At 70.9% G+C, this 18624-nt stretch carries 13 protein-coding genes; 7 read left to right on the forward strand and 6 right to left on the reverse strand.

From position 1 onward, the window contains the following. Positions 1–55: 55 nt before the first annotated feature. Entirely contained in the window at positions 56–541 is a 486-nt protein-coding gene (locus ACFWZ5_RS37930) for a ribose-5-phosphate isomerase (protein WP_384802501.1), read from the reverse strand. A gap of 248 nt (positions 542–789) precedes the next feature. On the opposite strand from ACFWZ5_RS37930, the gene ACFWZ5_RS37935 reads away from it, so the two are divergent. Next, positions 790–2238: an amino acid permease gene (locus ACFWZ5_RS37935; RefSeq protein ID WP_384802498.1), complete on the forward strand. Its 1449-nt coding sequence runs from the start codon at positions 790–792 to the stop codon at positions 2236–2238. A 199-nt stretch (positions 2239–2437) separates the two neighbouring features. Continuing rightward, complete coding sequence (locus ACFWZ5_RS37940) at positions 2438–3811, forward strand: FAD-binding oxidoreductase (RefSeq protein ID WP_384802504.1); 1374 nt, start codon at positions 2438–2440, stop codon at positions 3809–3811. Here ACFWZ5_RS37940 and ACFWZ5_RS37945 read toward each other — a convergent pair. Beyond that, complete coding sequence (locus tag ACFWZ5_RS37945) at positions 3795–4379, reverse strand: biotin transporter BioY (protein WP_384802495.1); 585 nt, start codon at positions 4377–4379, stop codon at positions 3795–3797. The genes ACFWZ5_RS37940 and ACFWZ5_RS37945 overlap by 17 nt on opposite strands. A gap of 275 nt (positions 4380–4654) precedes the next feature. Here ACFWZ5_RS37945 and ACFWZ5_RS37950 point away from each other — a divergent pair, with 275 nt between their 5' ends. From ACFWZ5_RS37950 to ACFWZ5_RS37960, 3 genes are all read left to right on the forward strand, one after another. After that, complete coding sequence (locus ACFWZ5_RS37950; RefSeq protein ID WP_384802492.1) at positions 4655–6085, forward strand: amino acid permease; 1431 nt, start codon at positions 4655–4657, stop codon at positions 6083–6085. Between the two features lie 331 nt (positions 6086–6416). After that, positions 6417–7823 (forward strand): amino acid permease, encoded by a 1407-nt coding sequence (locus ACFWZ5_RS37955; protein ID WP_384802489.1) that lies wholly within the window; start codon positions 6417–6419, stop codon positions 7821–7823. A 201-nt stretch (positions 7824–8024) separates the two neighbouring features. Then, positions 8025–8675 (forward strand): superoxide dismutase, encoded by a 651-nt coding sequence (locus ACFWZ5_RS37960; protein WP_384802486.1) that lies wholly within the window; start codon positions 8025–8027, stop codon positions 8673–8675. 126 nt (positions 8676–8801) lie between these two features. Here the strand turns inward: ACFWZ5_RS37960 and ACFWZ5_RS37965 are convergent, their stop codons facing one another. Then, positions 8802–9455 (reverse strand): DsbA family protein, encoded by a 654-nt coding sequence (locus ACFWZ5_RS37965; RefSeq protein ID WP_384802483.1) that lies wholly within the window; start codon positions 9453–9455, stop codon positions 8802–8804. Between the two features lie 145 nt (positions 9456–9600). On the opposite strand from ACFWZ5_RS37965, the gene pepN reads away from it, so the two are divergent. Next, positions 9601–12177 (forward strand): aminopeptidase N, encoded by a 2577-nt coding sequence (gene pepN / locus ACFWZ5_RS37970; RefSeq protein ID WP_384802480.1) that lies wholly within the window; start codon positions 9601–9603, stop codon positions 12175–12177. 184 nt (positions 12178–12361) lie between these two features. Here pepN and ACFWZ5_RS37975 read toward each other — a convergent pair whose 3' ends face one another. Beyond that, the gene (locus ACFWZ5_RS37975; protein WP_384802477.1) at positions 12362–13441 is read right to left on the reverse strand and encodes a S1 family peptidase; all 1080 of its coding nucleotides are present in this window, start codon (positions 13439–13441) and stop codon (positions 12362–12364) included. Between the two features lie 561 nt (positions 13442–14002). On the opposite strand from ACFWZ5_RS37975, the gene ACFWZ5_RS37980 reads away from it, so the two are divergent. Then, entirely contained in the window at positions 14003–15085 is a 1083-nt protein-coding gene (locus ACFWZ5_RS37980; protein WP_384806146.1) for a hypothetical protein, read from the forward strand. Between the two features lie 106 nt (positions 15086–15191). Here ACFWZ5_RS37980 and ACFWZ5_RS37985 read toward each other — a convergent pair whose 3' ends face one another. Further along, positions 15192–16370: a serine hydrolase domain-containing protein gene (locus ACFWZ5_RS37985; protein WP_384806148.1), complete on the reverse strand. Its 1179-nt coding sequence runs from the start codon at positions 16368–16370 to the stop codon at positions 15192–15194. Positions 16371–16465: 95 nt separating this feature from the next. Beyond that, positions 16466–18229, reverse strand: coding sequence for a TIGR03767 family metallophosphoesterase (locus ACFWZ5_RS37990; protein WP_384806150.1), 1764 nt, complete (start codon positions 18227–18229; stop codon positions 16466–16468). Positions 18230–18624: the final 395 nt, after the last annotated feature.

Raw genomic sequence — 18624 nt, forward strand, 5'->3', positions numbered from 1 at the left:
GGGGGCGGAGCCCCCAGTTCGGGAAGGGGCGGGATTGGGGAGCCCCCGGCAGGGCTCAGCCCTGGGGGTGGTGGGCGGGGATGGCGGGGAGTTCGCCCGTCGTCTCGTACGTGGTGAGCATCTCGATGCGCCGCGTGTGGCGGGCCTCGCCCGAGTACGGCGTCGCGAGGAAGATCTCGACGAACTTCGTCGCCTCGTCCTGGGTGTGCATGCGCCCACCGATCGAGATGACGTTGGCGTCGTTGTGCTCACGCCCGAGCGCCGCCGTCTGCTCACTCCAGGCGAGAGCCGCCCGCACGCCCTTCACCTTGTTCGCGGCGATCTGCTCCCCGTTGCCGGAGCCGCCGATGACGATGCCGAGGGCGTCGGGGTCCGCGGCCGTCTTCTCCGCGGCGCGGAGGCAGAACGGCGGGTAGTCGTCCTGGGCGTCGTAGATGTGGGGGCCGCAGTCGACGGGCTCGTGGCCGTGGGCCGTGAGCCATTCGACGAGGTGGTTCTTGAGTTCGTAGCCGGCATGATCCGAGCCGAGGTACACGCGCATGGCTCCGAGTGTGGCATGCACGCGCGCGGGCAGCCGCCAGGGGGCCGCAAGGCCCCGCGCCCGACCGCCGGTCGCACCGCCTCCGACCATCGATTGGTTCAGGCCAATCACCGGGCCGGTCATCGTGCGTAATCGATCGTTCACTGAGCATTCCGCTGAATACAACGATCCGGAGACGGGTCTTTCGTCCCGTACGCCCCTGCGCATTTAATGCGGGAGCTCTTGCCCGTGAACCAAAGGATCTGCCTATGACCTCGCAACCGTCCCTTGCGAAGGAAGACAGCACCCCCGGCGGGCCCGTGAAATCCCAGCCGGGGAGCGGGAACGGCGACGGTGACGGCCTGCAGGCCGGTCTCAAGAACCGTCATCTGTCCATGATCGCCATCGGTGGCGTGATCGGTGCGGGTCTGTTCGTCGGGTCCTCCGCCGGCATCAAGGCAGCGGGCCCCGCGATCCTCGTGTCGTACGCGCTCGTGGGCGCCATGGTCGTGCTCGTGATGCGGATGCTCGGCGAGATGGCCGTGGCGCGGCCGGCCTCCGGCTCCTTCTCCGCGTACGCCGACCAGGCCCTCGGGCGCTGGGCGGGCTTCACCATCGGCTGGCTGTACTGGTTCTTCTGGGTCGTGGTGCTCGCCGTCGAGGCGACCGCCGGTGCCGACATCCTCAACAAGTGGATGCCGGGCGTCCCGCAGTGGGGCTGGGCGCTCATCGTGATGCTGGTGCTCACCGCCACCAACCTCGTGTCGGTCAGCTCCTACGGCGAGTTCGAGTTCTGGTTCGCGGGCATCAAGGTCGTGGCGATCGGCGGGTTCGTGGTCGTCGGCCTGCTCGCCGTGTTCGGCATCCTGCCCGGCTCGGACAACCCGGGCGACGGCTTCGCGCACCTCACGGACGCGGGCGGGTTCATGCCCAACGGCGCGGGCGCCATCCTCACCGGCGTCCTGATGGTGGTCTTCTCCTTCATGGGCTCGGAGATCGTCACGCTCGCCGCCGGTGAGTCCGAGGACCCGCAGCGCGCCGTCACCAAGGCCACCAACAGCGTGATCTGGCGCATCGGCGTCTTCTACCTCGGCTCGATCTTCGTCGTCATCACGCTGCTCCCGTGGAACGACAAGTCGATCGTCGACGACGGCAGTTACGTCGCCGCGCTGAACTCCATCGGCATCGCGCACGCCGGCACGGTCATGGACGTCATCATCCTCACGGCCGTCCTTTCCTGCCTCAACTCCGGCCTGTACACCGCCTCGCGCATGGCCTTCTCGCTCGGCGAGCGCGGCGACGCCCCGAAGGCGTTCGCCCGCACCACCTCCAGGGGCGTGCCGCGCACCGCGATCCTCAGCTCGGTCGTCTTCGGCTTCCTCGCGGTGTGGTTCAACTACCAGTGGCCGGACACCGTCTTCGAGTTCCTGCTCAACTCGTCCGGCGCCGTCGCGCTGTTCGTGTGGCTCGTCATCTGCTTCACGCAGCTGAAGATGCGCGGCATCATCCTGCGCGAGACGCCGGAGAAGCTCGTCGTGAAGATGTGGCTGTTCCCGTATCTGACCTGGGTCACCATCGGCATGATCTCGTTCGTGATCGTCTACATGCTGTACGACGACGCCGGGCGCAAGCAGATGGTTCTTTCGCTGCTCGTGGGTGCGCTTGTTCTTGGCTTCGCCCTCATACGCGAGAAGGTGCGGCCTCGTACGGAGGCGTGACCTCCGGCTCCCTTCATCGGCCTTCGGCCTCGTCCTCAACCGCCGGACGGGCTGAATGCCCCCCGCCCGTCCGCCCTTCCCAGGGTGGGCGGGCGGCGGTGTTTCGATGCCCGGAAAAACTTGACGGCACCTGTCAGGTTATTGCGGCACAGTGAGCCCCGTCAGCAAGATCGGCACGTACGCGCTCGACGGAGGCACCGTGGACTTCACCGCTCAGCGACTCACCTTCCGGCCCGGCCAGGAGGGGTACGAGGACGAACTCGCCGGGTTCCAGACGGGCTTCGCCCAGCGGCCCGACATCGTGTTCGCCGCGTCGGGCGTGGACGACGTCGTGGCCGCGGTGCGGTACGCCGCCGAAGCGGGCCTGCCCGTCGGCGTCCAGGCCACCGGGCACGGACTGCCGGACGCCGCGCGGGGCGGCGTACTGATCAGCACCCGCCGGATGGACTCCGTGGCGGTCGACGCCGACGCGCGCACCGTGAAGATCGGGGCGGGCGTCCGCTGGGGGCAGGTCGTGGCGGCCGCGGCGGAGCACGGGCTCGCGCCGCTCAACGGCTCCGCGCCGAGCGTCGGCGCCGTCTCGTACACGCTGGGCGGCGGCCTCGGCATCCTGGCCCGGGAGTTCGGCTACGCCGCCGACCACGTGCGGTCCCTCGACGTCGTCACCGCGGACGGGACGCTCCGGCACGTGACGGCCGACAGCGAGCCGGAGCTGTTCTGGGGGCTGCTCGGCGGCGGCGCGGCCCTGGGCGTCGTGACCGGCCTGGAGATCGGCCTGGTGCCGGTGGCGCGGCTGTACGGCGGCGCGCTCACCTTCGACGGCCGCGCGGTGGACCCGGCGGCGATCCTGCGCGCGTACGCCGACTGGGCCGCGACCGTCCCGGACGAGGTCACCTCGTCCGTCGCCGCCCTGGTCTACCCGGACCTGCCGATGCTCCCCGAGCACCTGCGGGGCCGCTATCTGGTGACCGTGCGGGTCGCGTACACCGGCGAAGCGGCCGAAGGGGAACGGCTCGTGGCGCCCCTGCGCGCGATCGGGCCCGTCTTCTCGGACGACCTGCGCGAGCTGCCGTACTCCGAGAGCCACACCATCCACAGCGACCCGGACTTCCCGCACTCCTATTACGGGGAGAGCCGGTTGCTGACCGCCCTCGACGACACCGCGGGCCTGGCCCGCGTCCTGTCGCTCACCGGCCCCGACGCCGACCGCATGCACGTCGTCCAGCTCAACCACCTGGGCGGCGCCCTCGCGCGGCCCGCGGGCAACGCCGTGCCGCACCGCGAGGCGGCCTGGCTCCTGCGCGTCCTGTCCCCGCTGGACGCCACGGAGCCGGACGCCACGGACCGCGAGACCCTGCGGAAGCTGTACGCGCAGGCGTACGGCGAGCTCGCGCCGCACGTCCTGGGCGGCTCGCTGAACTTCACCTTCGCGAGCGGCGACCGGCCCGATGGCCTGTACGACGCGCCAACGCGGAAGAGGCTCGCCGGGCTGAAGGCCACGTACGACCCGGCGAACCTCTTCAGGCGGAACTACGGCGTCGGCGACGCCGGGGACCTCAGCGCTTCTCGTTGAGGAACTTCCACGCCAGCGGCAGCGCGCCCATCGCGAGGGCCGCCTTGAGCGCGTCGCCGATCAGGAACGGCGTCAGGCCCGCCGCGACCGCCTCCGAGAGGGACATGCCGGTCGACGCGGCCAGGTACGGCACGCCGACCGCGTAGATGATCGCGGAGCCGAGGACCATCGTGCCCGCCGTGCGCAGCACGTCACGGTCGGCGCCGCGGCGGGCCAGGGAGCCCACGGCCACGGCGGCGAGCATCATGCCGAGCACATAGCCGAGCGACGGCATCCCGAAGCCGGACTTGGCCTCCGCGAACCACGGCATGCCCGCCATGCCCACGAGGGCGTACAGCGTGAGCGACAGGAAGCCGCGGCGGGCGCCGAGCGCGGTGCCGACGAGGAGCGCCGCGAACGTCTGGCCCGTCACCGGCACCGGGGAGCCGGGCACCGGCACGGAGATCTGCGCGGCGATCCCGGTGAGCGCGGCGCCGCCGAGCACGAGGGTGGCGTCGCGCAGGCGGGAGGCGGGGATCAAGTCGGCCAGGACCTGGCCCGGACGGGTGGTGACGGCGGCTGTACTCATCGGGACTCCGCGGTTCTGGGGACGCTGGGGGACAAGGGGTAGGACCTGCTGACCCTAACCCCGGCACCACCGCCCTTTCAGGGGGTGCCGATGACAAAGGGCCCCGCCCCGGATTGGTGGGCTCCACACAAAGGGCGCGGTCCACACATGTTCGGGCGTGATGCTCGTCACTGAGGTCAGGAACGCCGGGGAGGTACTTTATGTTCGAACACATCCGGCGGTGAGACTGTAGATTCTCGCCAATCCCCTGAGCACCCCGAGGTCGGCTGAGCGCGATGCATGATCAACTGCCGCCGGGCTCGGCCGCGCCCTCGGCGCCCTCGTCCCCCGACGCGGCGCCCCTCACCGCCCCCGAACCCCTCGGCGGCGGCCTCAAGCAGCGGCATCTGACGATGCTCGGGCTCGGCGGCGTCATCGGCGCCGGGCTCTTCGTCGGCTCCGGGGCCGGGATCTCGGTCGCCGGGCCCGGCATCGTCCTCTCCTATCTGATCGCCGGCGCCCTCGCGATGTGCGTGATGCGGATGCTGGGCGAGATGTCGGCGGCGATGCCCGCGTCGGGCGCGTTCTCGGTGCACGCCGAGAAGGCGCTCGGGCGGTGGGCCGGGTTCGCGGCGGGCTGGCTGTACTGGTTCCTGCTGGTCGTCGTGCTCGCCGTGGAGGCGAGCGGGGCCGCGCTGATCGCCCACAGCTGGGTGCCGGGCGTGCCGCAGTGGGCGTGGGTCCTCGTCTTCATGGTGTTCTTCACGGGCACGAACCTCGCGGCGGTGAAGAACTTCGGCGAGTTCGAGTTCTGGTTCGCCGCGCTCAAGATCTTCGCCATCGGCGCGTTCCTCGTGCTCGGACTGCTCGCGATCTTCGGGGTCCTGCCGGACACCGACCCCGTGGGCTTCACCAACCTGACGGGCCAGGGCGGCTTCCTGCCGCACGGCTGGGACGGCGTGGTCTCCGGCGTGGTCGTGGTGCTCTTCGCGTTCGGCGGTCTGGAGATCGTGACGATCGCGGCCGCCGAGTCCGACGACCCGGTGCGGTCCGTGGCCCGCGCGGTGCGCAGCGCCGTCTACCGCATCCTCTTCTTCTACGTCGGCTCGATGCTGGTCATCGTGACGGTCCTGCCGTGGACGGCACAGCAGGCCGGGCTCAGCCCGTATGTGACGGTCCTGGACTCGATCGGCGTCCCGTCCGCCGGGACGCTCATGAACATCGTGGTGTTCGTGGCACTCCTGTCGTCCCTGAACGCCAACCTCTACGGCTCCTCGCGGATGATCTTCTCGCTCGCCGAGCGGGGCGAGGCGCCGCGGTCCCTGCTCGCGGTGTCCGGGGGCGGGGTGCCGCGCCGGGCGGTGCTCGCCTCCGTGGCGTTCGGCTTCGTCTCGGTCCTGCTCAATCTGAAGTGGCCCGAGTCCGTCTTCCTCTACATGCTCAACTCGGTCGGCGCGGCGCTCCTCTTCGTCTGGGCGCTGATCGCGGTGTCCCAGCTGCGCCTGCGGCGGCGCATCGAGCGCGAGGCGCCACAGACCCTCACCCTGCGGATGTGGTTCTTCCCGTGGCTGACCTGGGCGGCGCTCGCGGCGATGGCCGTGGTGGTCGTCCTGATGCTCAGGAACGACGGCGCGCGCCCGCAGCTGTTGTGGTCGGCGGGCGCGACGGCGACGGTGATCGCGGTGGCGTGGGTGCGGGAGTGGTATCTGCGGCGCGCACGTGCGTGACGTGTGCGGCGCCGCGTACGCGTGTGACGTGTCCGCGTGTGACCTGTCCGCGTGTGACGTATGCACGTGTGCCGTATATACGCGGCGTACGTAGTCCCCGTACGGAAAATGCCGCGCTCAGACGGGACGCGGCAGGCGGGAACGCCGATACAGATGACGCCAATGTGATCGCGATGTGAACGTTTCTTCACCATGTGTGAGCGTTGTGTCCGTATACCGGTCAACTGTTCCCTGTGAGCGGTGCCAGTGCTCAGACTGTGGGCCCGCTCACCCCCCGCAGCTCTTCCTTCGTGTTCCCCTCCCCTTCATCGCTACCGAACAGGGCGCGTCCATGTCTCAGACGTCCGTGAAAGACGCACCACCCCAGGCCGATTCGCCGCTCGGGCACGGCCTCAAGCAGCGTCATCTGTCGATGATCGCCCTCGGCGGCGTCATCGGTGCCGGGCTCTTCGTGGGCTCCGGGAAGGCCATCGCCGCGGCGGGTCCCTCGATCGTCCTCGCGTACGCGATATCGGGCGCCCTGGTCATGCTCGTGATGCGCATGCTCGGCGAGATGGCCGCGGCCAACCCGGCGTCCGGCTCCTTCTCCGTGCACGCCGAGCGGGCCCTCGGCCCGTGGGCCGGGTTCACGGCGGGCTGGTCCTTCTGGTTCCTGCTGTGCGTGGCCGTCGGCCTCGAAGGCATCGGCGCCGCGCAGATCGTGCACGGCTGGGTGCCGGGCGTCCCCGAGTGGGCCTGGGTCGCCCTCTTCATGCTGATGTTCTGCGGCACGAACCTGGCGGCCGTGAAGAACTTCGGCGAGTTCGAGTTCTGGTTCGCCGCCCTGAAGATCACCGCGATCGTGCTCTTCCTCGGCATCTGCGTGCTCGCGATCCTGGGCCTGCTCCCGGACACCGACGCGCCCGGCACGGCCAACCTCACCGGACACGGCGGGTTCATGCCCAACGGCGTGGACGGCCTCATCGTCGGCCTGCTCGCCTCCGTGTTCGCGTACGGCGGCCTGGAGACCGTCACGATCGCGGCGGCCGAGTCCGAGCACCCCATCCAGGGCGTGGCCAAGGCCGTGCGCACGGCGATGTGGCGGATCGCCATCTTCTACATCGGCTCCATGGCCGTCGTCGTCACGCTGCTCCCCTGGACCTCCGAGGAGGTCGCCGCCAAGGGCCCGTACGTCGCCACGCTCGACCACCTCGGCATCGACGGCGCGGGCCAGATCATGAACGTCGTCATCCTCGTCGCCCTGCTCTCCGCGATGAACGCCAACATCTACGGCGCGTCCCGCATGGCCAACTCCCTGGTGGAGCGCGGCCAGGGCCCGCGGGCGCTCGGCAAGCTGTTCAACGGCGTGCCGCGCATCGCGGTCCTGACGTCGTCGGTCTTCGGGTTCCTGTGCGTGCTGCTCAGCTACTGGCGGCCGGACGACATCTTCCAGTGGCTGCTCAACACCATCGGCGCGATCATCCTCGTCGTCTGGTTCTTCATCGCCGCCGCCCAGCTGCGCCTGCGCACGAAGCTGGAGCGCGAGGCCCCCGAGAAGCTCGTCGTGAAGATGTGGCTCTTCCCCTGGCTGACGTACGTGGCCCTGGCCGGCATGGCCACGGTCTTCGTCCTGATGGCCCGCGAGGAGGAGACCCGCACCCAGCTGTTCTACACGGGCGGCCTCACCCTCGCCCTGATCGTGGTCGGGCTGGTGCGGCAGAAGGTCATGGAGAGCCGCGGGACGTCGCCTGCGGCGTGACGGCTCACTCCCCAGGGGAGCCCTCGACCACCGGGTGGTCGAGGGCTCCCCTTCTTTGTGCCTAGGACGAAGGGCTGATCAACTTCCCCACTCTCCTGCTGCTAGCCTGCACTTGCACATAGGTCGCAATAAGCAGAGGTGCCCGCGGCGCCGCGCAATCCGGCGCGGCAAGCACGCAGAGCACTGTCGGAGGGCTGGCTCATGGCCATTTACACGCTTCCTGAACTTCCGTACGACTACGCGGCGCTCGAGCCGGTCATCAACCCGCAGATCATCGAGCTCCACCACGACAAGCACCACGCCGCGTACGTGAAGGGCGCCAACGACACCCTGGAGCAGCTGGCGGAGGCTCGCGACAAGGAGTCGTGGGGCGCCATCAACGGCCTGGAGAAGAACCTGGCCTTCCACCTCTCCGGGCACATCCTGCACAGCATCTACTGGCACAACATGAACAGCCCGAAGGACGGTGGCGGCGGCGAGCCGACGCACGCCGACGGCGTGGGCGAGCTCGCGGACGCCATCACCGAGTCCTTCGGCTCCTTCGCCAAGTTCAAGGCCCAGCTGACCAAGGCCTCGGCGACGACGCAGGGTTCGGGCTGGGGCGTGCTCGCCTACGAGCCGCTCAGCAACCGCCTGATCGTCGAGCAGATCTACGACCACCAGGGCAACGTCGGCCAGGGCTCGACGCCGATCCTGGTCTTCGACGCCTGGGAGCACGCCTTCTACCTGCAGTACAAGAACCAGAAGGTGGACTTCATCGAGGCCATGTGGCAGGTCGTCAACTGGCAGGACGTGGCCAAGCGCTACGAGGCCGCGAAGCAGCGCGTGAACAGCCTGCTGCTGGCTCCCTGAGACTGCTCAGCCCTTGAGGCGTCCTGCTCGTGATCGTCTTCTCAACCTTCACTTGCAGGCGGATGGAGGAACAGCCCCCGCGAGGACGTGACTCGCGGGGGCTGTTCTGTGCGCCTGTATCGGCGCTCAGTCGAAAATAGGGCCCTGCGTGCGCGTGCGCTTGATCTCGTAGAAGCCCGGGGTGGACGCCACCAGGAGCGTGCCGTCCCACAGGCGGGCCGCGGCCTCGCCCTTCGGGGCGGGGGTGACGACCGGGCCGAAGAAGGCGATCTGCTCGCCGTCGGTGCCGGGGACGGCGATGACCGGGGTGCCGACCTCCTGGCCCACCTTGTCGATGCCTTCGTTGTGCGAGGCGCGCAGCTCGGCCTCGTACGGCGTGGCGTCCCAGTGGTCCAGGAGCGACTCGGGCAGGTCGACGTCCTTCAGGGCGCCGGCGACGGCTTCCTTGGTGGGGCCCTCGCCCTGGTTGTGGATGCGGGTGCCGAGCGCGGTGTAGAGGTCGCCGAGCACCTCGGCGCCGTGCTCCTGCTGGGCGGCGATGACGACGCGGACCGGGCCCCAGGCGGAGGTGGCGAGCATCTCGCGGTACTCCTCGGGCAGCTCGTCCAGCTTGTTCTCGTTCAGGACGGCGAGGCTCATCAGGTGCCAGCGGACCTCGATGTCGCGGACCTTCTCCACTTCGAGGACCCAGCGCGAGGTCATCCAGGCCCAGGGGCACAGCGGGTCGAACCAGAAGTCGACGGGGGTCTTCGCGGAGCTCGTGGCGGGGGTCTCGGGCATGTCTCTCCCTAGGGAATGTGTTCGAAGTCTGGCCAGGGCAACGCCGGGGGTGCGGCAGGGCATTCCCGGATGTCCGCCGAGCGGCCCACGTGCGAGGATCAGATGCATTCGAACGAGTCATGCGAGCCACGAGGGAGTGCCGCCCGTGCCCGGTGAGAATCTGTCCCGCGACGAGGCCCAGGAGCGGGCCGCGCTGTTGTCCGTCGAGGGGTACGAGGTCTTCCTCGACCTGCGCTCGGCGGTCGGCGACGCCGAAGGCGGCGAGGAGCCGCGCACGTTCCGTTCGGTCACCACGATCCGCTTCCGCAGCGCCGAGCCGGGCGCCGCGAGCTTCGCCGACCTGATCGCGCCGAGCGTGACGGCCGTGTCGCTGAACGGCAAGGACCTCGACCCGTCCGAGGTCTTCGACGGCTCCCGGATCGCGCTGGAGGACCTGCGCGAGGAGAACGAGCTGGTGGTCGACGCCCAGTGCGCCTACAGCCGCACGGGCGAGGGCATGCACCGCTTCGTCGACCCGGAGGACGGCGAGGTCTATCTCTACACGCAGTACGAGCCTGCGGACTCCCGCCGCGTGTTCGCGAACTTCGAACAGCCCGACCTGAAGGCCCCGTTCCGCTTCTCGGCGCAGGCGCCGGAGGGCTGGACGGTGTGGAGCAACGGCGCCGGGGAGCTGGTCGACGGGGTCTGGAAGTTCGCCGAGACCAAGCCCATCTCGACGTACATCACGGCGGTCGTCGCGGGCCCCTACCACTACGTGACGGACTCCTACGAGCGCGTCTTCGAGGACGGCACGCGCCTGGAGATCCCGCTCGGCGCGATGTGCCGCAAGGGCCTCGCCAAGCACTTCGACGCGGACGACGTCTTCCTGGTCACCAAGCAGGGCTTGGACTTCTTCCACGACCACTTCGACTACCCGTACCCGTTCGGCAAGTACGACCAGGCCTTCGTGCCGGAGTACAACCTGGGCGCGATGGAGAACCCGGGCTGTGTGACGTTCCGCGAGGAGTTCATCTTCCGCGGCAAGGTGACGACGGCGTCGTACGAGCGCCGGGCCAACGTCATCCTGCACGAGATGGCGCACATGTGGTTCGGCGACCTCGTCACCATGCAGTGGTGGGACGACCTGTGGCTGAAGGAGTCGTTCGCCGACTTCATGGGCTCGTTCTCCATGGTCGAGGCGACGCGGTTCACCAACGGCTGGATCACCTTCGCCAACAACCGCAAGGCCTGGGCCTACCGCGCCGACCAGCTCCCCTCGACGCACCCGGTCACGGCCGACATCCGCGACCTGGAGGACGCCAAGCTCAACTTCGACGGGATCACGTACGCCAAGGGCGCGTCGGTCCTCAAGCAGCTCGTGGCCTACGCGGGCCGTGACGCCTTCCTGGAGGGCGCCCGCAGGTACTTCAAGCGGCACGCGTACGGCAACACGCGCCTGGGCGACCTGCTCTCGGTCCTGGAGGAGACCAGCGGCCGGGACATGGCGGCGTGGTCGCGGGCGTGGCTGGAGACGGCGGGCGTCAACTCCCTCACTCCGCAGGTCACTCTGAGCGCGGAGGGCCGGGTCACGGAGCTTGCGGTCGTCCAGGAAGCGGCCGGGAGCCACCCGACGCTGCGCCCGCACCGCGTGGCGGTGGGCCTGTACCGCCGCTCGGCCGAGGGCGACCTCGTGCGGTACGCCCGCGCCGAGGTGGACGTCGAGGGCCCGCGGACGGTGGTCGCGGACCTGGCCGGGGCCGAGGCGCCCGAACTGGTCCTGGTCAACGACGACGACCTGACGTACTGCAAGATCCGCTTCGACGAGACGTCCCTCGCGACGCTCCGCGACCACCTGGGCGACCTCACCGACCCCCTGGCCCGTGCCCTGTGCTGGTCGGCGCTGTGGAACCTCACGCGGGACGCGCTCATGCCCGCGCGGGACTTCGTCGCCCTGGTGCTGCGGTTCGCCGGGCGCGAGACCGACATCGGCGTCCTGCAGATGCTGCACACATGGGCCAACTCCGCCCTCACGCACTACGCGGCGCCCGGCTGGCGCGAGGAGGGCGGGCGGCAGCTCGCCGAGGGCGCCCTGCGCGAGCTGCGGCTCGCCGAGCCGGGCAGCCAGCACCAGCTGACCTGGGCCCGGTTCTTCGCGTCGGTCGCGTCGTCGGACGCCGATCTGCAGCTGCTCCAGGGCCTTCTGGACGGCGGCGCCAAGATCGACGGCCTCGACGTGGACCAGGAGCTGCGCTGGTCGTTCCTCGGCCCGCTCGCGGTGCACGGCAAGGCGGACGAGCAGGCGCTGGCGGCGGAGCTCTCCCGGGACGACACGGCGTCCGGCAAGCGACACCAGGTCCGCTGTCTGGCCGCGCGCCCCTCGGCGGCGGTGAAGGCGCAGGCGTGGGCGTCCGTGGTCGAGTCGGACGCGCTGTCCAACGCGCTGGTGGAGGCGACGATCGCGGGCTTCCAGCAGCCCTCGCAGCGGGAGCTTACGGCGGCGTACGCGCCGAAGTACTTCGAGGCGATCGAGCGGGTGTGGGCCGAGCGGTCCATCCAGATCGGCATGGACGTGGTGCGGGGCCTGTTCCCCCACCTCCAGGACAGCCAGGAAACGCTGGCCGCGGCGGACACGTGGCTCACCACCCACGAGGAGTCGGCACCGGCCCTGCGCCGCCTGGTACTTGAGGCGAGGGACGACTTGGCACGGGCCCTGCGGGCGCAGGAGTGCGACGGCGTCTCTTAGTCGGCTTAGTCGCCCCCGGCTGTGGGCAGTTGGTCCGCCCAGAGGGCGAGTGGGGCATCCCCTGCTCGAGCGAAGCCGAGAGCTTGGGGAAGGGTGGGCACAGCCGAGCACGGCGAGCAACCACTGAAAGCCCATCCGGGCCGGGGTCGACGACCGACCCCGGCCCGGGACTGGCTACCAGGCGTCAGCCGATCTGCGCCCCGTACCGGGACAGGGCATCCGTGACGGGCGCGAAGAACGTCGTGCCGCCGCTGCGGCAGTTGCCGCTGCCGCCGGACGTCAGGCCGAGGGCGCTGGTGCCCGCGAACATGGAGCCGCCGCTGTCACCGGGCTCGGCGCAGACGTTGGTCTCGATCAGACCGTTGACCGTGCCTTGGGGGTAGGTGACCGAGACGTTGAGGCGCCGCACGGTGCCGCCGTGCAGCCGCGTCGTGCTGCCGCTGCGCTGCACCTGCTCGCCCACCACGGCCTGGCGGGCGCCGGTGATCTGCTGGGCGCTGCCGTTGTAGAGGTTGACCTCGCTCGGGTGCGCGACGTTCGCCGTGTACTTCACGATGGCGTCGTCGCGGCCGGGGAAGCCGTAGTCCTCGACCTGGGCGATGACGGGGCCGCCCTGGGTCTCCGACCAGCTGGTGCCGGCGAGGGAGGCGCAGTGGCCGGCCGTGAGGAAGTACGGCTGGCCGTTCTTGACCACGTTGAAGCCGAGCGAACAGCGGCCGCTGGAGCTCCAGATGGCGTCGCCGCCGCGGATGAGGGGCTTGAACTCTCCGGCGGTGCGCTTGAGTACCGCCTTGCCGTGCTGGGCCGCCACCGCCTTCTTCACCCGGTCGAGGGCGGCGCCCTTGACCGTGGAATCCGCCGTGACGACCACCTTGTTCGTGACCGGGTCCGTGCCGCGTGACGTGCCGGGGACTGCGTTCTCGCCCAAGGAACGCTGGACGGCGTCCAGTTGGGCCTGGGAGTGGGTGACGGTCCTCGGCTCGGCGCCGGCGGCACGGACCCGCTGTGCCGCGGCCTTGTCGAGGACGTTGACGACGAGCTTCTTGGCGTCGGCGTCGTAGTAGGCGCCTGCCGTGTCGCTCTTCAGGTCGCCGGTCAGCGAGGTGGCGAGCTTGCTCGCCGCCGACGAGGTGAGGGTGTCCGGCGTGGGGGCCGGTGCCGCGGTGCCGGGGGCCGCGAGGGTCAGCGTGGTGGCCGCCGCGAGTGCGGCGGCGCCTGCCGTGGCCGCGGCGAGGCGGCGGGGTCGTGCGGGGTGCGTTGTCACTCAGGACCTCCATGGGGGGAGGGAACCGTTCAAGTGGGGTGCGGTTCCTCGGAGTTCTGGCGGGAGACGAGGGGCACGGGGTGGCCATGCGACGCGTCCATGTCAACACGACGGCGAGTATGGCGACGCCGCCCACACCCCCACAAGAGGGTGACCGGAATCCACACGCCTCCCACCCACCCGCCCTTCTCCGGTGCTGCCACCCCGGGCCCCGCTTTCGTATGGGGCTTCGCCCCTTTCCCCCAAATCGCCGCTCCGCGGCTCGTCCTCAAACGCCGGACGGGCTGGAATTCCCGCCGCGGCAGCCGAGGAAAGTGCGGGTGGGCGGGGGTTTTAGCCCGCCCGGCGTTTGAGGGCGAGCCGCGGAGCGCCGATGAAGGGGGAAAGGGGCGAAGCCCCAGCCGAGCGGCGGAGCCGGGGAAGGGCGGGGGGTGGGGAAGGACAGAGCGAACAGGGCCTTCGGCAGTCGAACGTCCGTCCTTTAGGGCGGATGCGTCCCGTTTTGTCGACGGGACTGTAACAGCGGTTAGGAGGCGGATCGGCGGCGGGAATGGGCACGGCATGAGCCACAACACCCCACTTTCCCCCCGCCCGTTGCGCCACCTCGCAGACGTCCAGCGCCGCGTCATGAGCGCCGCGCAGCTACGCGACCACGGCGTATCCGGTTCCGACGCGACCTCGCACTGCCGCCCCGGCGGCCCCTGGCAGCAGCTGCTCCCCGGCGTGTTCCTGCTGCACCCGGGACCGCCGACCGGCGAGGAACGGCTGCACGGCGTGCTCCTGTACGCCGGGCGGCCCCCGGCGAAGGCCACGCCGGGCATCCCGACCCAGCCCCGCGCGGGCGAACCGCACGCCCTGTACGCCGACGCGATGATCACCGGGCTCGCGGCGCTCGCCCTGCACCGCTTCTCGTCCGCGCCGCCGCTGCTCTCCCTGGACCGGATCGACGTCCTGGTGCCGCGCACGCGACGGCTCCGCTCGACCGGCTGCGCCCGGCTCGTCCGGGGCCACCAGCTGCCCACGCCGCAGCAGATCGCCGGCGTGCCGGTGGCCCCGGTGCCGCGGGCACTCGCCGACGCCGTGGCGCATCTCGCCGAGGCGGCCGCGGTGCGGCGGCTGCTCACGGAGGCGGTGCGCGGCGGCCACTGCGAACCGGCCGCCGTGGTCCGGGAGTTGAACCAGGCGCGCCTCCTCACCCGGCCGCACGTGGTGAACGCCGTGGACTCGCTGCTCGCCGAGGGGCGCGCCATCGCCGAGGACCGGCTGTACGCGATGGTGCACGAGCACGGCCTGCCCGACCCGCTGTGGAACGTCGACCTGCGCCTTCCGGGCGGGCCGCACCTGGGCGGCGTCGACGCCTACTGGCCGGACCAGGCGGTCGCGGTGGAGCTGGACACGCGGGCGCCGCGCCAGGGCGAGGACGGGGTGGGGTCTCCCCTGCTCGAGCGAAGCCGAGAGCTTGGGGAATGGTCGGAGTACGCCCGTAAGCGGGAGCACCTGGAGCGGCTCGGCGTCACCGTCGTCCACATCACTCCGAAGAAGCTGCGCGACGCCGCCGACCAGCAGGCGGCGATCGTGCGGACAGCACTGATGGCGGCGGCCGACCGCGACCCGGCGGCCTACCTCGTGGTGCTGCCGAGATAACGGGCCACGGCCCGTGATCGCAGGAGGGGAGTGCAGGGGCGGAACCTCGGACGGCGGGGTTCCGCCCCTGCGCATGCGGCTATCCGGCGGCTATGCGGCTATGCGGCTATGCGCGGCAGAACTCGGCGTTCAGGATCTCCCCGTGACCGCCACTCCCGCCCTTCCAGTCCCCGTTGAAGTTGAACGCGAGGGAGTGGCCGCCGCGGGGCGTCGTCAGGGCGAGGGTCAGGGAGCCGTGGATGCTGCCGCCGTGGCCCCACAGGACCGTGCCGCAGGGCAGCTCGACGCGCAGCACGCCGAGGCCGTAACGGCCGCCGCCCAACTGCCCGCCCCCGGTCGGTACGGTCGTCGTCATCTCGGCGAGCTGGCGCCTCGGCAGCAGTTCGCCGCGCATGAGGGCGGCGTAGTAGCGGTTCAGGTCGGCCGCGTCCGAGATCATCTCGCCTGCCGCGCCCGAGATCGACGGGTTCATGTCCGTGACGTCGTACGTCGTGTCCGTGACGTCGTACGCCGTGCCCGGGGCGGCGGCCGACAGCTTCGCGTATCCGTGGGAACTCGGCTTCGGGAGCCGGGACTCGGTGCCGGGCGCGGAGGTGGCGTCCAGGTGGAGGGGCTCGATGACGCGCTCGCGGATCTCGTCGGCGTACGCGTTCCCCGTGGCCCTCTCGATGATCATTCCGGCGAGGATGTAGTTGGTGTTGGAGTAGCGCCAGGCCTCGCCGGGGTCGAAGTCCGGCTCGTGGCGCATGGCGACGGCCACCAGCCGGTCGGGGGTCCAGGTGCGGTGGCGGTTCTTGAAGAACTCCGGTGTGTAGTAGGCCCGGTGGACGTCCGGGTCCTCGGTGTAGTCGTGGATGCCGCTGGTGTGGTTGAGGAGCCGGCGGATGGTGATCTTGTCGCCGTCGTGCCCGTGGCCGCTGACGACGCCCGGCAGCCACTCCCCCACCGTGTCGTCGATGTCGAGCACGCCCTCCGCCTCCAGTTGCAGCACCACCGTCGCGACGAACGTCTTGGTGATGCTGCCCGCGCGGAAGCGGTCGTCGGCGCGGCGCGGGGTCCGCTCCCTCAGGTCGCCGACTCCCGATGTGCCGTGCCAGGAGCCGTACGCGTCCTCGGCCTGGGCGGTCACGCCGGGGATGCCGCCGCGCACGACGGCGTCCAGGGCCGCCTGGGTCCTCTCGTGCGCCTTCTCCTTGGGGGGCGCGGCGATGGCCGGGGCCACCAGGGCCCCCGCCGCCAGCGCGGCCACGACGGCCGCCCCCACGCGACCCGTACGAACCGCCATCTGCCGCCCCCTCCGCTACACCCCCGCTGCTTCTGACAGAACTCCGCCACAGCCGAGGGAGTCACGGCCGCACGTGCGCCTTGGTGGGGCGGGTTTCAGCGCTTGCGGAGTACGAGTTCCGTGTTGCGGTCGCCCGGTTCGCCGGCGAGTGCGGGCTTCGCTCCGGGGGCGTTGAAGGAGAGCTCGCGGTAGAGGGCGGCGAGGCCCGTCTGGGAGAGGTCGGCGAAGTCCGTGCGGTGCGGGGCGGCGGACTCGACGAGGGTGGTGAAGAGGGAGAGCGTGCCGTCGTGGTTGTCGACCAGCTCGATCACCCGCGCCAGCTGCGGGAAGTCCACGTGGGACGCGGTGGAGACCTCCCACAGGGAGCCGTGCGGGGTGATGGCGTTCTTGTGGCTGTGGCCGTTCACCCAGGCGAGCACCGAGCGGTGGCGGCGCAGCAGGGCGAGCACCTCGTCGCCGCCGTGGCGGGTCTCGCGGGGGGTGTGCGGGTCGGTCGTCAGGTTGCGCATCGTGCGGCTGGTGTGGTGGCTGAAGACGATGACGTACGAGGCGTCGCCGCTCTTCTCGACCTGCTTGAGGGTCCGTTCGAGCCAGCGGAGCTGACCGGTGCCGATCGAGCCCTCGTAGTGGCCGCCGGGGTCGGTGGTGTCGAGGCTGATGCCGAGGACGTCGTCGGAGATGCGGAAGGAGTAGTACTGCGTGCGGTTCGCCAGGTTCTCCTGGGTGTAGCCGTGGCCGATGGGGCCGCGGCGGCCCGCGTACGCCGGGTCGAGGTGGGCCTGGACGTACTGGGTGGGGGTGAAGGGGGCGCGGGACTCGTCGGGCGTGACCGGCCGCATGCGGCGCCGCTCGGTGCGCAGCACCTCCTTGAAGGCGGCGCCCTTGGGGTCGCGGCCCTTCTTGACGTTCTGCCACAGGGCGGCGCCGCGCGCCTCGTCGAGGGACATCAGCTTGCGGCCGCCGACGGCGAGTTCGGCGAAGTACGAGTCCTCCGCGGCGTAGCAGCCGCCGGGCAGGGCGTCGTGGTTGCCGACCGTCGAGTACCAGGGGAGGTCGAGTCCCGGGCTGTTGACCCTGCGGATGGCGGCGTCCAGGAAGCCGTGCAGGCGGGGGAAGCCGAGCTGCTTGTCGGCGTCGCGCAGGGCGGCGTCCGGGTGCCAGTAGAGCTTGAGGCCGCTGTCCTGTACGCCTTCGTAGCGGCGCGGGTCGCCGGAGTTCGGGGTGACGCGGCCGCCGCTCATCACGGTCAGGAACCACTCCAGCTCGTTGCGGGAGTTGTTGTCGGTGTTGTCGCCGGTGGTCATCACGAAGTGCAGGGGCGCGCCGGTGGCGGGGGCGCCGCGCAGGCCGTTGACCCGCTCCACGAGCGAGACCGCGCCCTGCACCGACAGGGCCTCCTGCGGGCGCCAGGCGCTGGCCGTCTGGGCGCGCAAGTACTCGTAGCGCAGCGGGTGTTGGACGTCCACCAGGTGCAGGTCGGTGAACTGCACGAACGCGGTGAGCGGGGTGCGGCGGGCCGCGCGGCCCGCGCGGGCGGGGGCGAGGTCCGCGCGGACGACGCGGCCCCAGGCGGGTCCTTCGCCGAGGCGGCGGTAGCCGGTGGTGCCGCGGGGTGCCGACATCGAGCCGAGCGTGGTGCCCGTGCGGTACGGGGCGAGCGGTGCCGCCGGGGCGCGGCGTGACATCGCGACCGGGCCGCGGGCCTGTGCAGCGGCGGCCGCCTCGCCGTGGCCGGCGGCCGGGCCGAGGGCGTATCCGATGCCCGCGGAGAGGGACACGGCGCCCGTCGCGGCGAGGAGCGCGCGGCGGTTCATGGTGGCGGTGCTTGCGGCGGTGGCGACAGAGCGTATGCGCGACATGGCGCGTCTCCCCGGGTGCGAACGCGTCGGCAGTGGTCGCGGGGGGCTGGCGTGCCGCCTTTCCCGCTCGTACTGGATCGTTGGCAGCGGGGGTGGCCTGCGCGTTAACGTCGCCACAACGGGTGGCGCCGATCACCATAAGTGGATCTGGATGGGTGTTTCGTCTGCACGGAGCCCTTGCCGGGGAGTGCCGCGCCGGTCACGCCCCGTTCATGTCACGGGGTAGAGGGCTCACTCCCCGCCCACCCACCCTCCCCCGCATCCGCGTCCGGCTGAGCCTGCGCCCCCTCCCCCCTCACCGGCGCTCCGCGCCTCGCCCTCAAACGCCGGGCAGGCTATTCCCCCCACCCACCCGCCCTTCCCCGCTCCCGCGTTCGGATGGGGCTGCGCCCCTT

The sequence above is a fragment of the Streptomyces sp. NPDC059003 genome, from assembly GCF_042740445.1.
Lineage (GTDB): Bacteria > Actinomycetota > Actinomycetes > Streptomycetales > Streptomycetaceae > Streptomyces.